We start from the raw sequence: 14,406 nt of genomic DNA, 5'->3' as shown, positions 1-14,406 counted from the left end.
AAATCACCCTCTTCGCGCAAGCGGCTCATCGGAAATCACGCTCTTCGCGCAAGCGGCTCATCGCAGCAGCTCCAGACCGGAGATCAACAGCTGGTCTCCGACCTTCGACACCGCAAGGCGCATATGCCACTGATTGACCTTGGGGGCAGCGTTGGCATCGCGCGTCACCGAGGTTGCCACCACCATGACGCGGTCCAGCCGCTCCACGGACGGCAGGCCAACATCCTCATCCGGAATGGGTCGCGCCTGCCCTCGTTCGATGGCCACCGAGTCGATCTCGCCGGCCGCATCGGCATCGACCGTTCGCGCGAGCTTCACAACGCCCGCGAGCATCTCCCCCAGGTGGTCACTGAGCCGACCAACCGTGCCGTCCTGCAGCGTCTGCACACTGGAATCAAGATTGCCCTTTTTCATGTTAATCAGGGTGTTAACCCAGGTCACAGCGGTGTCGAGTACGCGGGCATCGTAGCGGTCGCGAGCCACCTGGTTGTGATGCCCGGAGCCGATGAGCACCGAAAGCACCAGTGCGACAACCGCGGTCAACCCGAGGGCCGCGGACACCACCCCGTACCGAGAGAAGACGGATCCCTCTTCACTGCCAGGGCCGGATGCCGGGTCGTCTTTGCTCACGGGCCTCACCCTAGCGACCCGTGCCACCATGGACGGGTGACGACAGAATCCGTGCTGCCAAAATCCGGTATCGACCTGAGCCATCGTGACGAATCCATCCGCCCCCAGGATGACCTGTTCGGCCACGTCAACGGGCGCTGGCTCGCCGAATATGCCATTCCGGCCGACCGCGCCGTCGATGGCGCGTTCCGGACGCTGTTCGACCGCGCCGAGGAGCAGGTCCGCGAGATCATCATCGAGGCTGCCGACTCGGGCGCCGCCGAGGGAACCGAGTCACAGAAGATCGGCGATCTGTTCGCGAGCTTCATGGACACCGAGACCGTGTCCGGTCTGGGTCTGGCGCCGTTGCACCAGGAGCTCGACCTGATCACCGCGGCTCCTGATGTCACCGCCTTGGCCGCGGTCATGGGTGCGTTGCAGCGTGCCGGGGTGGGCAGCGGAGTGGGCTGCTACGTGGATACCGACGCCAAGGATTCCTCGCGCTATCTCCTGCACGTCAGCCAGTCCGGCCTTGGCCTGCCCGACGAGTCCTATTACCGTGAAGATCAGCACGCGGCGACACGGGACGCGTACCGCACGCACATCGCCGCGATGTTCGCGTTGGTGTACGGCGGTGGCGAACACACCGATACCGCCGAGCGGATCGTGGCGCTGGAAACCAAGATTGCCGCGGCACACTGGGATGTGGTGAAGCGCCGGGACGCCGAGCTGAGCTACAACCTGCTGAGGTTCGCCGACCTGGAGCAGACCGCACCCGGATTCGATTGGAACGGATGGATTTCCGGGCTGGGTGCGGCGACCGGCCAGGTCACAGAACTCGTGGTGCGACAGCCCGACTATCTGACCACCTTCGCACAGCTCTGGGCTTCGGAGCCGCTGAATGACTGGCAGCAGTGGGCAAGCTGGCGGCTCATCTGTGCCCGTGCCGCGTACCTCACCGAGCCGCTGGTGAACGAGAACTTTGATTTCTACGGACGCACGCTGTCGGGTACCGAGCAGATTCGCGATCGCTGGAAACGCGGTGTTGCGGTGGTCGAGTCGCTACTCGGCGAGGCCGTGGGCCAGCTCTACGTGGCACGACACTTTCCGCCGAATGCCAAGGCGCGCATGGAGGTTCTCGTCGACAACCTGCGCGAGGCGTATCGGGTCAGCATCACCGACCTGGAGTGGATGACCCCGGAGACCCGTGAACGGGCCCTGCAGAAGCTCGACAAGTTCACGCCCAAGATCGGCTACCCGTCCACCTGGCGCGACTACTCGACGATCGCCATCAGTCGTGACGATCTACTGGGGAATGTCCGGCGCGCCACCGCCGCCGAGTGCGATCGGGGCTTGGCCAAGCTGGCCGGGCCGGTCGATCGGGACGAATGGTTCATGACCCCACAGACGGTGAACGCGTACTACAACCCCGGCATGAATGAAATCGTCTTCCCCGCAGCCATTTTGCAGCCCCCTTTCTTTGACGCGGATGCCGACGATGCCGCCAACTACGGAGGCATCGGCGCCGTCATCGGGCACGAGATTGGCCACGGGTTCGACGATCAAGGCTCCAAATACGACGGTGACGGCAATCTGGTCAACTGGTGGACCGACACCGACCGTGACGAGTTCGGGGTGCGCACCGAGGCGTTGATCAAGCAGTACGACGGATTCGTCCCCCGCGAGCTCTCCGATCAGCATGTCAATGGCGCCTTCACCGTCGGCGAGAACATCGGCGATCTGGGTGGACTTTCCATCGCACTGCTCGCGTACGAGATCTCGCTGGGCGGCGGCACGGGGCCGGTCATTGACGGATTGACCGGTGTGCAACGTGTCTTCTACGGCTGGGCACAGGTCTGGCGCACCAAAGCCCGTGAGGCCGAGGCTATCCGGCGCCTTTCCGTCGACCCTCACTCACCGCCGGAGTTCCGGTGCAACGGCGTGGTGCGCAATATCGACGCGTTCTACGGGGCCTTCGAGCTCAGCACCGACGACGAGCTGTTCCTGGAAGCCGACCAGCGCGTACGCATCTGGAGTTGACGACGACGCAACGAGAAAGCCCCCGACCAATGGCCGGGGGCTTTCTCGTTGAGCTGGAAACGCTAGAAACGCTGCCAGTCGTCGTAGCCGTCGTAGTCCTTGTACGGACCGGTCGGTGAGTTCTTGACGATCACCGGATCACCGGGGTGCGACTGGTTGAAGAACCAAGTCGCATTCTCGGTGCTCAGGTTGACGCAGCCATGGCTGGTATCGCTCTTGCCCTGCTGGCCAACCGACCACGGCGCAGCGTGGACGAAGATGCCGGAGTTCGTCAGGCGGGTGGCCCAGTAGACGTCGAGCTTGTAGCCCTCGGGCGAGTTGACCGGAACCCCGTAAGTCGATGAGTCCATCACCATCTTCTGGAACTTCTCGCTGACGTAGTACGTGCCGTTCTTGGTCTCGTGCTTCTTGTCGTGCTTGCCCATCGACATCGGCATGGTGCGCTCGACGACACCGTTACGCGTGGTGGTCATCGTGAACGTCGCGTCGTCGATGGTGGACACGAATGCGTCACCGACCTTGAAACTCCACTTGGTACCGCCGGCATTCACGTTCACGTCGGTGTTCGCGGGCCAGAACTGTGTGGGCTTCCAGCGCAGCTGCTGATCGGTGTACCAGTAGAAGTAACCCGGAGCCGGCTTCGACGAGGTGATCTTCACGGCGGCCTCGGCAGCCTTCTTATCCGTCACCGGAGCCGCGAAGACAATCGTCACGGGCTGGGCCACACCGACGACGTCGCCGTTGTTCGGGGAGTTCTTCAGCAGCCCCACCGGCAGCGGCGGCACGTCACCCGTGGGGGGTGCCCCAGGCGGCGGGGTGGTGGGCGCCGGAGGTGGCGGAACGTCACCGGGCGGCGGCACATCGGGCGCCGGCGGCGGCGGTGGCGGCAACTCCCAGGGCAGTGGTGGGGGCGGCGGCGGACCGGGCTCTTCGATACCCGGATCTGCGGGATCACCCGGATCAGCGAGTGCAGGAACTACCCCGGCACCCAACAGTCCTGCGACACAGATACCGCTGACGAGGGCGCGCCGGAACCAACGAGTTAAGACAAGCATGCTCACTCCTGTAGACACGACACATCCAGTGTGTCATAGGGTTCGTCGCCACCTGGCGACGCGATGTTTCACCCGCCCAAGAAAATAGGCTCTGAGCAGTCATAATCGCCGTTGATTAGAAAAGGTCACATTCATAACCCCATAGGGGTATGTGACGTGGATCATCACACTCGATCGCTGAGCAAGAGCCCTAAGGCACTCGTCCAGCTAAGTACTACTGACAGATTACCGGGTCAGCGCGCGGGCAATGAGCATCAGCTGTACCTCGCTTGTGCCCTCACCGATCTCCAGGATCTTGCTGTCCCGGTACTGGCGAGCGACCGGAGACTCGTTCATGAATCCGGCTCCCCCGAAGATCTGGGTGGCGTCACGGGCGTTGTCCATGGCCGCCTCACTGGCCATCAGCTTGGCAATCGAGGCTTCGGTCTTGAACGGTTTTCCGGCCAACAGCAGTGCGGCAGCGTGGTAGTACGCCAAGCGAGCGGTGTGCGCGCGGGCCTGCATCCGGGCAATCTTGAACGAGACGGATTGGTAGTCGATGATGGCGCTGCCGAAGGCCGGACGGCTGCGCGCGTAGCGCAGGCTCTCGTCGACACATCCCTGCGCGGCGCCGGTGGCCAACGCCGCGATAGCGATCCGCCCCTCGTCGAGAATGCGCAGGAACCCCGCGTACCCCCGGCCGCGTTCACCCAGCAGATTCTCGTAGGGCACCCGGACATCGTCGAAGCTCAGTGGATGGGTGTCCGAGGCATGCCAGCCGACCTTGTCGTATCCCGGCTCGACGGTGAACCCCGGTGTTCCTGCCGGCACGTGAATGACGGAGATTTCCGGCGATCCGTCCGCGGCGCGTCCAGTCACCGCCGCGACGCCCACCACAGCGGTGATGTCGGTGCCGGAGTTGGTGATGAATGCCTTGGAGCCGTTGATGACCCAACTTCCGTTGTCCTCGACGGCCCGGGTGCGGATCGATCCAGGGATATCGGTACCCCCACCGGGCTCGGTTAAGCCGAAGGCGGCCAAAGAATTTCCGGAGGAAAGCTCGGGCAGCCAGCGCTGCTTCTGCTCCTCACTGCCGAACCGATAGATCGGCATGGCGCCCAGCGAAACGGCCGCCTCGAGGGTGATGGCCACGCTCTGGTCCACCCGGGCCAGTTCTTCCAGCGTCAGGCACAGGGCGAAGTAGTCGCCGCCCATACCGCCGTACTCCTCGGGGAATGGCAGACCGAACAGTCCCATCTCACCCATCTGCGCCACCACCGCATACGGGAAGGTTTTGGTGGCATCATGGTGCGCGGCGACGGGTGCGACCACCGAATTCGCAAATTCCTCAACGGTTTTGCGCAGCGAGTTGTACTCGTCGGGCAGTTCGGCGGTGCTGAAGGTCATGGTGTCCCCTCCTCGGGGTTGATGGTCGGATGGATGGTCGCCAGAAGCTGGTCGACGGCCACCTGGTCGCCGACGGCCACCGATACCGTCACGGTTCCGGCAATGGGTGCACGCAGGGTGTGTTCCATCTTCATGGCCTCGACCACCACCACTGGAGCGTCGCGCTCCACCACGGTGCCCGTGCTCACCGAAACCACCCGCACAACCCCCGGCATGGAGCTACGGATCTCCCCGTCCTCGTCTTCACCGTCGATATGCCGCAACCGGGGCTCGGGCGCGATATCGGCGCGCCAGGTACCGTCCTCGGTCGCGATCCACGCGGCAGAATCTGCCCGGATGGCGTCGGCACGGTGCAGCTGGCTCGCCAATTCGACACTCACTTGCCCTGTCCCGCAGTGCACTCCGCCCGGAGTCTGTTCGCCATCACCGATGCTGACATCGGTAACCGGGTCACCCCAGAGCCGCACCAATTCGACCGAATCTCCGACGCAGAGTCGATGTGCCCGCGGCGCGTGTACCCCAACGCGCCATCCGGACTTTCCGTTCCACAGTGTCCCGGAGCTGGATTCACCGTCAAGCAAGCCGGACGCGGCCACCCATACCCACGGCGGCGCGACGGGCGGATGGTATTCAGTCGCGATCTTGTCGAGTAGCGCCGTATCGATGTCTCCAGATACCACAACGGGATTGGTCAGCAACGCACGTAGGAAATCGATATTGGTGCCCACCCCGAGTATCCGGGTTTCGGCGAGTGCCTGGTCAGCATCGGCGAGCGCGGTTTCGCGGTCGGCCGCATGCACGATGACCTTGGCCAGCATCGGGTCGAATCGTGAACCCACCACCGATCCCGTCGCCAACGCTGTATCGGTGCGTGCACTATCCGAAAAGCGTGCCAATGCAACCGTTCCGCCGGTGGGGAGGAACTCGCGAGCGGGATCTTCGGCGTATACCCGAGCCTCGACCGCGTGCCCGGTCAACGAAATCTGCTCCTGCGCCAGCGGGAGCCGTTCTCCCGAGGCGACGAGGATCTGCCACTGCACCAGGTCAATCCCCGTCACCATCTCGGTGACCGGGTGTTCTACCTGCAGCCGGGTGTTCATCTCCATGAAGTAGTAGGACTCGGGAGCATCGCTATCGAGGATGAACTCGACGGTTCCGGCACCGAAATATCCCACGCTACGTGCGATCTGACATGCCGTCTCCCCCATCGCGGCACGCAATTGCGGGGTCAGCAGCGGCGACGGCGCCTCTTCGATCACCTTCTGATGCCGGCGCTGCAGGCTGCATTCACGCTCACCCAGGTGCACCACGTTGCCATGGGTGTCGCCGAAGACCTGAACCTCGATGTGCCTGGGTCGAGCCAGATAACGCTCGACCAGCAAGGTGTCGTCGCCGAAGATGGCGGTGGCTTCACGCCGGGATGCGACCAGCGCATCGGATATGGCGCTCAGATCGTGCACCACGCGCATGCCCTTGCCGCCACCGCCCGCGGAGGGCTTGATGATCAGCGGGGTTCCGATCTTCTCGGCAGTGGCGACCAGCTCTGCGTCGGAGAGCGCACCGACGCTGCCCGGAACGACCGGCTCACCTGCCGCGGCCACGGTGTCCTTGGCCCTGATCTTGTCGCCCATGGCATCCATGGCTTCGGCGGGCGGTCCAACGAATACGATTCCCGCGGCCTGGCATGCGCGCACGAAATCGGCGTTCTCCGAAACGAATCCGTATCCGGGGTGGATAGCTTGCGCGCCGGTCTGTTTGGCCGCACTGATGATCGCGTCGATGTCGAGGTAGCCCGAGGAATCGGAACCGAGACGCACGGCGGTGTCGCAGGCACCGAGGTGGTCGGTGTCTCCGTCGGTGTAGACCGCGATGGAACGAATTCCCATGGCCCGCAGCGTCGATGCGATGCGGACCGCGATCTCGCCACGGTTGGCAATGAGGACACTCTGCACTGTCACCTGTTCACATCCTGAAGACGCCGTAGGAAACCGGTTCAAGGGGTGCGTTGGCGCAAATCCCCAAGGCCAAGCCGACCACCGTGCGGGTGTCGGCGGGGTCGATGACCCCGTCGTCCCAGAGGCGCGCGGTCGAGTAGTACGGGTTGCCCTGCCGCTCATATTGTTCGCGTATCGGCGCCTTGAAGGCTTCCTGTTCAGCCTCGGTGAACTCCTTGCCCGATGCGGCACTCTGATCTGCGCGCACGGTGGCCAGCACCGAGGCGGCCTGTTCACCACCCATCACCGAGATGCGGGCATTCGGCCACATCCAGAGGAATCGCGGCGAGTACGCGCGCCCACACATCGAGTAATTGCCGGCCCCGTAGGAGCCGCCGATGACCACGGTCAGCTTGGGCACCCGCGCGCACGCCACGGCGGTGACCATTTTTGCCCCGTGTTTGGCAATTCCGGCTGCCTCGTAGTCGCGGCCCACCATGAACCCGGAGATGTTCTGCAGGAAGAGCAGCGGAATGCGCCGTTGGTCGCACAGCTCGATGAAATGCGCTGCCTTCATGGCACTTTCGGCGAAAAGTACACCGTTGTTGGCGATGATCCCTACCGGATGCCCATGCAGTCGCGCGGTGCCGGTGACCACCGACTTGCCGTACTCCGCCTTGAACTCGGTGAAGGTGCCGCCATCTATGAGCCGGACGATCACCTCGTGTACGTCGTACGGGATGCGCGGATCGGTCGGCACCACGTCGTACAAAGTGCTCGGATCACGCTCCGGTGCAATTGTTTCCACGACGGGCCACGGTGACTCGGCCCTGGGCGCAAGGGTGGACACGATCCGGCGCACGATCTGCAGCGCGTCCTTGTCGTCCGCGGCGAGGTGATCGGTCACGCCAGAAGTACGCGAGTGCAGGTCACCACCGCCCAATTCCTCGGCGGTCACCACCTCACCGGTGGCGGCCTTCACCAGCGGCGGTCCACCCAAGAAGATCGTGCCCTGTTTGCGCACGATGACGGCTTCGTCGCTCATCGCGGGCACATACGCACCACCTGCCGTGCAGCTGCCCAGCACCGCGGCGATCTGCGGAATTCCCTTGGCGCTCATGGTCGCCTGGTTGTAGAAGATGCGGCCAAAGTGTTCGCGATCCGGGAACACCTCGTCCTGCTTGGGCAAGAACGCGCCACCGGAATCCACCAGATAGATACAGGGCAGCCGGTTCTGCAGCGCGACTTCCTGAGCGCGCAGATGTTTCTTGACCGTCATCGGGTAGTAGGTGCCGCCCTTGACCGTCGCGTCATTGGCGGCGATCACGCATTCGCGACCCGATACACGGCCGATGCCGGCGATCATGCTGGCACCGGGGGCGTCATCGTCATACATGCCGTTGGCCGCCAACGGCGACAACTCCAGGAACGGGCTGCCCGGGTCGAGGAGCGCATCCACCCGATCGCGCGGCAGCAGCTTGCCCCGGTCGACATGTCGTTGCCTGGACTGTTCGTTGCCGCCGAGCGCCGCGAGTGCGAGCCGCTCCCGCAGCTCGGCGACCAGCCGGGCGTGCTCCGCCCTGTTCTGCTCACCAACCAGAGTCATTACCCAGCTCCGAAGTTTGAAATTTCAGTTAATGACGATTAACTAGGTTTAGGCTAATCTCGATTAACTGTTTTGTCTATAGCGGGCCATGGCGGAGGTTTGATGACCAACCTGATACCCGAGTCGGAATCCCCGAACAAGCGCGAACGCGCCAAGGCCGATCGGCGCGATCAGCTGCTGCACGCCGCCGGCCGTCTCCTGGCCATGCGTGGATACGCGCGAGTGCGACTGGAGGATCTGGGCTCCGCGGTCGGCATCAGCGGTCCGGCGATCTACCGGCACTTCCCCAACAAGGAAGCGCTCCTGGTGGATCTACTCACCGGCATCAGTCGCCGGCTCCTCGAAGGCGGGATGGCTGTTGCGGAGGCGGCCGGCACCCCGGCCGAGGCTCTCGACGGCCTCATCGATTTTCACCTCGACTTCGCGCTCAACGAGAGTGATCTGATCCGCGTGCAGGACCGCGACCTTGATTCACTACCCGAGAACGCCCGGCGCCAAGTGCGCCAGTATCAGCGCCGCTACGTGGAGGCCTGGGTTCAGGTGCTGTGCCGGGCGGACCCCGGCCTTGATGAGTCGGACGCGCGAATCAAGGCACACGCGGCCTTCGGGCTGATGAACTCCACGCCCTACAGTGCGGGCCGATCGGCGCCCGCGCAGACACGAACGGTATTGCGACAGATGGTGGTTGCCGCACTGCACTCCTAGCTGCGGACCAACCGGGCGATCGCCGCAGAGGCCTCTGCCAGCTTCTCGTCGGCATCTGCGCCGCCGGAGGCGACAGCGTTGGAGACGCAATGACCGAGGTGCTCGTCGAGCAGCCCGAGTGCGACCGACCGCAGTGCACTCTGCGCCGCGCTGATCTGGGTCAGCACGTCGATGCAGTACTTGTCCTCGTCGATCATCTTCGCGATACCGCGCACCTGTCCCTCGATGCGCAGGAGCCGCTTGGCGTAGTCATCTTTTTTCAGCGAGTAACCGTGTCCGGTCGAAGTCTTGGTGGTCATGTCCCTTTACCCCTTGAGAAGGCCCTGCATTGTGTCGATCTCAGGCTGCTGATTATCGATGATCTGTTGCGCCAACTGCTTTGCTGCAGGGTACTGGCCTCCGGAGAGTTCCGCATTCGACATAGCGATGGCCCCCTGATGATGGGCGATCATCGACTGCAGCCACAGCTGATCAAAGACCTCACCATTGAGCGTCTTCATCCGGTCTAGCACCGGTGTGTCCACCATGCCAGGCATGTGCCCCGCCGGATCATGCCCCTCGGGCATGGTGGGCTGATTCCAGTTCTTGAGCCACTCGGTAAAGGTGTCGATCTCCGGCTGTTGAGCCGTCTCGATGTTCTTCGCGAGATCCAGAACCGCGGGGTTGACGGTGCGCCCCTCCGTCAATTTCGACATCTCAACGGCCTGCTGGTGATGCATGATCATCTGCTGGGCGAAGGTCACATCGGCATCGTTGTGGTCGGATACCGGAGCCGCGGCGCTATTGGTGTCCAGCGTCGTCGTCATCCCCGGCATACCGGAATGACCCGAATGCTCGGACTTCGATTCATCCCCCTTGTTATCCGAGCTACAAGCCGACAGAATCAGCACTGCGGCAGCAGTGCTAGCCAGGAAGGCAGTACGAGTTCGGTTCCGCATGCCACCATGGTAGCCCAGATACCCCCGTAGGGTACGAAATCGTGATGTGGCATACCCCTCGTGGGTATGAATCCGCTAGGCCACCGACTCTTCCAGTTGTGTCAACGCCTCTTCTAGATGAGTGAGGATGCGCTGCAGATGCGGCACGCTCGTGCGGCATCCGGTCAATCCGAAATGCATGGACGGTCCACTGCTGGTGCAGGTGATGTTCAGGGCCACCCCGTCGATCGGAATCGATGCGGGATAGCACCCATCCATCTCGAACCCGTTCCAGAACATGTCGGTGCGCGGGCCGGGCACATTAGAAATGATCACGTTGAACGCGGGTGCCGCCCGGTCCACCAAGCCCGGGACCGCACCGCTCAGCACAGGAGCACCGTTGAGCGCACCCACCAGCATCCGCTGCAGGGGCGTCATCTCGGAGAGCACCGACTTGGCCGCCTGTACCGAGTCCCTGATGGCGCTGAACCGCTCCAGCGGATCGGGCTTATCGGTCGCGAGGTTAGCCAGCAGTGCGGTGATCGAGTTCCCCGCGTTCTGGTCACCATCCGCCCGGATCGACACCGGGCACATGGCGATGAGGGGCTTGGCCGGTAGCGCGTTCTGCTCCTCCAGATAGGTACGCAAGGCGCCCGCGCACATGGCCAGCACCACATCGTTGACGGTGCCGCCCAGCGCCTTGCCCGCCTCCTTGATCCGGGCCATCGACCAGGTTTGCGCCGCGAATCGCCGCGCACCTCCGATCGAGACGTTCAGCATGGTGTGCGGCGCCGAAAGCGGCTTCACCAGCTGCGGATCAGACAGCGCATGACGGCCGTATTTGAGCAGACCGGGCGGAATGGACACGACCTGTCGCACCGCACCTGCCGCACCCTTGACCAGATCCAGGGCCGAGGTGTTGGTCGTGCTTACGATGCTGCTCTTGGCGCGCCGCTTGGCCGGGGCCCACACGGCCTGGCAGTCACGCGCATCAGGATCGTCCGATAACGAGCGCATCATCATCCGCAAGGCGCCGACGCCATCGATCACCGCATGATGCATTTTGGTGTAGACGGCCAGGCGTCCATCCGAAAGCCCCTCCACCACATGCATTTCCCACAACGGACGGTGCCGGTCAAGCGAGGAACTGTGCCACCGGGAGGTGACGGTCAGCAGCTCACGCACACGGGCCGGGCGCGGCAACGCCGAACGGCGCACGTGGTACTCCCAGTCAACCTCGTCGTCGATGATCCACCTGACGTTGCCCATCACCGCCAGCGGCTGGCCCGGTCGTTTGCGGAAGTCTGATGACACCTCGGTGGTCGACATCAACTGTTCGTAGAACACCTCGGCATAGTCCGGACCGGCGTCGACGGGCGGTTTGAACAGCTGCAAGCCGCCGACATGGAAGGGATGTTCCCTCGTTTCCCCGATGAGAAACATCGAGTCGCTGACCGGCATGAATGGCATACCGGCCATCATTGCTGTCGACTCTCCGTTTTGCGGCGGTTTCGTCGCGCACGTTTTCGCCAGCAGACGGCGTGTCGACGCCTGCGCAATGCCGTTTGCACCGGCGAGGGATACTTAACCCCATGTCAGCCCCGCAGCAGCCCGATATCAAGCCCCGTAGCCGCGACGTCACCGACGGCCTCGAGAAGACCGCCGCCCGTGGCATGCTGCGCGCGGTAGGCATGGGTGACGACGACTGGGTCAAGCCGCAGATCGGCGTCGGCTCGTCCTGGAACGAAATCACCCCCTGCAACATGTCGCTGCAACGACTCGCTCAGTCGGTCAAGGACGGCGTGCACGAGGCCGGCGGCTACCCGTTGGAGTTCGGCACCATCTCGGTGTCCGACGGCATCTCGATGGGCCACGAAGGCATGCACTTCTCGCTGGTATCCCGCGAGGTCATCGCCGACAGCGTCGAGACCGTCATGCAGGCCGAGCGCCTCGATGGATCGGTGCTGCTGGCCGGATGCGATAAGTCGATCCCCGGAATGCTCATGGCCGCGGCACGTTTGGACTTGGCCTCGGTATTCGTCTACAACGGTTCGATCATGCCCGGCAAAGCCAAGCTGACCGACGGCACCGAGAAGGAAGTCACCATCATCGACGCCTTCGAGGCGGTCGGCGCGTGTGCGCGCGGGCTGATGTCGCGCGAGGATGTCGACATCATCGAGCGCGCCATCTGTCCGGGCGAGGGTGCCTGCGGCGGCATGTACACCGCGAACACCATGGCCAGCGCCGCCGAAGCATTGGGAATGTCCCTGCCGGGTAGTGCCTCTCCCGTCGCCATCGACAAGCGCCGCGAGGTCTATGCGCGCAAGTCCGGCGAGGCCGTTGTCGAGATGCTGCGCCGCGGGATCACGGCGCGCGACATCCTGACCAAGGAAGCCTTCGAGAACGCCATCGCCGTGGTCATGGCGTTCGGCGGGTCCACCAATGCGGTGCTGCATCTGCTGGCCATCGCCCGTGAAGCAGAAGTGCCGCTGTCCCTGGCCGACTTCACCCGCGTCGGTAACAAGGTGCCTCATCTGGCGGATGTGAAACCCTTTGGCCGCCACGTGATGAAGGACGTCGATGAGATCGGCGGTGTGCCCGTGGTGATGCGTGCACTGCTGGATGCCGGTCTGCTGCACGGTGATTGTCTGACCGTCACCGGCAAGACCATGGCCGAAAACCTGGCCCACATTGCCCCGCCAGATCCGGATGGCAAGGTGCTGCGTGCCATGAACAACCCGATCCACCCGACCGGCGGCATCACCATCCTGCACGGGTCGCTGGCACCCGAGGGCGCTGTGGTGAAATCGGCAGGCTTCGACTCGGATGTGTTCGAGGGCACCGCAAGGGTTTTCGAACGGGAGCGGGCGGCGCTCGATGCGCTGGAGGACGGCACCATCACCCACGGCGACGTCGTCGTGATCCGCTACGAGGGCCCCAAGGGCGGCCCCGGCATGCGTGAGATGCTGGCGATCACCGGCGCCATCAAGGGCGCGGGGCTCGGCAAGGACGTGCTGCTGATGACCGACGGACGTTTCTCCGGAGGCACCACCGGCCTGTGCGTCGGGCATATCGCGCCGGAAGCCGTGGACGGTGGACCCATCGCCTTCGTCAAGGACGGTGACCGCATCCGGCTCGACGTCGCCAACGGCACGCTGGACCTCCTCGTCGACGAGGCGGAACTTGCCGCGCGCCGTGAGGGATTCGAACCGTTACCGCCGCGCTATAAGACCGGCGTGCTGGCCAAGTACACCAAGCTGGTGCAGTCGGCGGCTGTCGGAGCGGTCTGCGGCTAGACCTTCCGGCCCCTCTTGAGCGCGGGGTGGCTCCGCGCAACCATCCGCGTGAGCAATCCACGCGGGAGCAGATGGTTGGCAGCCACACCGATCCGGTTGGCCAGACCGGGCACGATCACCGTCTTGCCCGCTGCCAGTCCATCGACCGCGGTCCTGGCGACGGTGGCCGCGTTCACCCACATGACCTTGGGCATCGCGGCTTCGGCATCTTCGTCCGAGATTCCCACCGCCGCACCGAATCCTGTCTTCACAGGCCCCGGACACAGCGTCGCGGCACTGACGCCGGTGCCGCGCAGCTCTTCGTTCAGCGCGTGGGTGTACGACACCACGAATGCCTTCGCGGCCCCGTAGGCGGCCTGGCCGGGCAGTGGGCCAAAAGCGCCGACCGAGCCGACGTTGAGCACGGCACCGCTGCCGCGTGTCACCATCTGCGGCACAAAACGTGAACACAGGTCCACCACCGCGCTGACGTCCACCGCTACGAGGTTGAGCTCGGCGGCAGGGTCGGATTCGGCGACGGGTCCTGCGGTACTCAGCCCGGCGTTGTTCACCAGCACATCAACCGCGAGTCCCAGCTCGGCGACTCGGCCCGGCAATTGGGCGCGTTCGTGATCGTTGGACAGATCAACGGCCAACACTCGCGCGGATGGTCCTAGTGTCTCGGCCAGCTCCTGCAGCCGATCGGCGCGCCGGGCCACCAACACCACGGGATAGCCGCGTCGCGAGAATTCGCGCGCCAACTCCTCGCCGATACCCGACGAGGCTCCGGTGATCAGGACGGCGGCAGCGGCGCGCGGTGAGGGAAGCACACTCCGAGCCTATGCGGCCGGCGCTGCCGCGGCGGAAGGAAATTTTCGG

12 protein-coding genes are annotated in these 14,406 nt (G+C 64.1%); 3 read left to right on the top strand and 9 right to left on the bottom strand.

What is annotated here, in order from left to right; translation table 11 throughout:
- Nucleotides 1-57: 57 nt before the first annotated feature.
- Nucleotides 58-543 (bottom strand): hypothetical protein, encoded by a 486-nt coding sequence (locus BKG76_RS12880; RefSeq protein WP_070939186.1) that lies wholly within the window; start codon nucleotides 541-543, stop codon nucleotides 58-60.
- A gap of 123 nt (nucleotides 544-666) precedes the next feature.
- On the opposite strand from BKG76_RS12880, the gene BKG76_RS12875 reads away from it, so the two are divergent.
- Nucleotides 667-2,649, top strand: a complete 1,983-nt coding sequence (locus tag BKG76_RS12875; protein WP_070937986.1) for a M13 family metallopeptidase — start codon at nucleotides 667-669, stop codon at nucleotides 2,647-2,649.
- Nucleotides 2,650-2,711: 62 nt separating this feature from the next.
- Here the strand turns inward: BKG76_RS12875 and BKG76_RS12870 are convergent, their stop codons facing one another.
- The 4 genes from BKG76_RS12870 to BKG76_RS12855 all read right to left on the bottom strand — a co-directional run bounded on the left by BKG76_RS12870 (nucleotide 2,712) and on the right by BKG76_RS12855 (nucleotide 8,630).
- Nucleotides 2,712-3,704 carry a L,D-transpeptidase gene (locus BKG76_RS12870; RefSeq protein WP_070937985.1) on the bottom strand — a complete coding sequence of 331 codons (993 nt, stop codon included), beginning with the start codon at nucleotides 3,702-3,704 and terminating at the stop codon, nucleotides 2,712-2,714.
- Nucleotides 3,705-3,929: 225 nt separating this feature from the next.
- Nucleotides 3,930-5,090 (bottom strand): acyl-CoA dehydrogenase family protein, encoded by a 1,161-nt coding sequence (locus BKG76_RS12865; RefSeq protein WP_070937984.1) that lies wholly within the window; start codon nucleotides 5,088-5,090, stop codon nucleotides 3,930-3,932.
- Nucleotides 5,087-7,048: an acetyl/propionyl/methylcrotonyl-CoA carboxylase subunit alpha gene (locus tag BKG76_RS12860; protein WP_070937983.1), complete on the bottom strand. Its 1,962-nt coding sequence runs from the start codon at nucleotides 7,046-7,048 to the stop codon at nucleotides 5,087-5,089. Before BKG76_RS12860 ends, BKG76_RS12865 begins: the two co-directional genes overlap by 4 nt.
- A 4-nt stretch (nucleotides 7,049-7,052) precedes the next feature.
- The gene (locus tag BKG76_RS12855) at nucleotides 7,053-8,630 is read right to left on the bottom strand and encodes a carboxyl transferase domain-containing protein (RefSeq protein ID WP_070937982.1); all 1,578 of its coding nucleotides are present in this window, start codon (nucleotides 8,628-8,630) and stop codon (nucleotides 7,053-7,055) included.
- A 102-nt stretch (nucleotides 8,631-8,732) separates the two neighbouring features.
- Here BKG76_RS12855 and BKG76_RS12850 point away from each other — a divergent pair, with 102 nt between their 5' ends.
- On the top strand, nucleotides 8,733-9,335 hold the full coding sequence (locus tag BKG76_RS12850) for an SACE_7040 family transcriptional regulator (RefSeq protein ID WP_070937981.1): 603 nt from the start codon (nucleotides 8,733-8,735) through the stop codon (nucleotides 9,333-9,335).
- On the opposite strand, the gene ricR is transcribed toward BKG76_RS12850, so the two are convergent.
- The 3 genes from ricR to BKG76_RS12835 form a co-directional block, all read right to left on the bottom strand.
- On the bottom strand, nucleotides 9,332-9,634 hold the full coding sequence (gene ricR, locus BKG76_RS12845; RefSeq protein WP_070937980.1) for a copper-sensing transcriptional repressor RicR: 303 nt from the start codon (nucleotides 9,632-9,634) through the stop codon (nucleotides 9,332-9,334). The two genes, BKG76_RS12850 and ricR, sit on opposite strands and share 4 nt — an antisense overlap.
- Before the next feature lie 6 nt (nucleotides 9,635-9,640).
- Complete coding sequence (locus tag BKG76_RS12840) at nucleotides 9,641-10,273, bottom strand: DUF305 domain-containing protein (protein ID WP_070937979.1); 633 nt, start codon at nucleotides 10,271-10,273, stop codon at nucleotides 9,641-9,643.
- Between the two features lie 75 nt (nucleotides 10,274-10,348).
- A complete protein-coding gene (locus tag BKG76_RS12835) occupies nucleotides 10,349-11,734 on the bottom strand; it encodes a WS/DGAT/MGAT family O-acyltransferase (RefSeq protein ID WP_070937978.1) in 1,386 nt (461 codons plus the stop codon).
- A gap of 110 nt (nucleotides 11,735-11,844) precedes the next feature.
- Between BKG76_RS12835 and ilvD the strand changes: the two genes are divergently transcribed.
- On the top strand, nucleotides 11,845-13,548 hold the full coding sequence (gene ilvD, locus BKG76_RS12830; RefSeq protein ID WP_070937977.1) for a dihydroxy-acid dehydratase: 1,704 nt from the start codon (nucleotides 11,845-11,847) through the stop codon (nucleotides 13,546-13,548).
- Here ilvD and BKG76_RS12825 read toward each other — a convergent pair.
- Nucleotides 13,545-14,357: an SDR family NAD(P)-dependent oxidoreductase gene (locus BKG76_RS12825; RefSeq protein ID WP_070937976.1), complete on the bottom strand. Its 813-nt coding sequence runs from the start codon at nucleotides 14,355-14,357 to the stop codon at nucleotides 13,545-13,547. The genes ilvD and BKG76_RS12825 overlap by 4 nt on opposite strands.
- Nucleotides 14,358-14,406 lie beyond the last annotated feature (49 nt).

Source organism: Mycobacteroides franklinii (genome assembly GCF_001853795.1).
Taxonomy (GTDB): Bacteria; Actinomycetota; Actinomycetes; order Mycobacteriales; family Mycobacteriaceae; genus Mycobacterium; species Mycobacterium franklinii.
This window is presented reverse-complemented; position numbering and strand designations above follow the sequence as displayed.

Excerpts from the sequence above, each read along its gene's own strand:
- BKG76_RS12870 (WP_070937985.1), bottom strand. The coding sequence starts at position 3,704 with ATGCTTGTCTTAACTCGTTGGTTCCGGCGCGCCCTCGTCAGCGGTATC.
- BKG76_RS12865 (WP_070937984.1), bottom strand. The coding sequence starts at position 5,090 with ATGACCTTCAGCACCGCCGAACTGCCCGACGAGTACAACTCGCTGCGC.
- BKG76_RS12855 (WP_070937982.1), bottom strand. The coding sequence starts at position 8,630 with ATGACTCTGGTTGGTGAGCAGAACAGGGCGGAGCACGCCCGGCTGGTC.
- BKG76_RS12850 (WP_070937981.1), top strand. The coding sequence starts at position 8,733 with ATGACCAACCTGATACCCGAGTCGGAATCCCCGAACAAGCGCGAACGC.
- ricR (WP_070937980.1), bottom strand. The coding sequence starts at position 9,634 with ATGACCACCAAGACTTCGACCGGACACGGTTACTCGCTGAAAAAAGAT.
- BKG76_RS12840 (WP_070937979.1), bottom strand. The coding sequence starts at position 10,273 with ATGCGGAACCGAACTCGTACTGCCTTCCTGGCTAGCACTGCTGCCGCA.
- BKG76_RS12835 (WP_070937978.1), bottom strand. The coding sequence starts at position 11,734 with ATGATGGCCGGTATGCCATTCATGCCGGTCAGCGACTCGATGTTTCTC.
- ilvD (WP_070937977.1), top strand. The coding sequence starts at position 11,845 with ATGTCAGCCCCGCAGCAGCCCGATATCAAGCCCCGTAGCCGCGACGTC.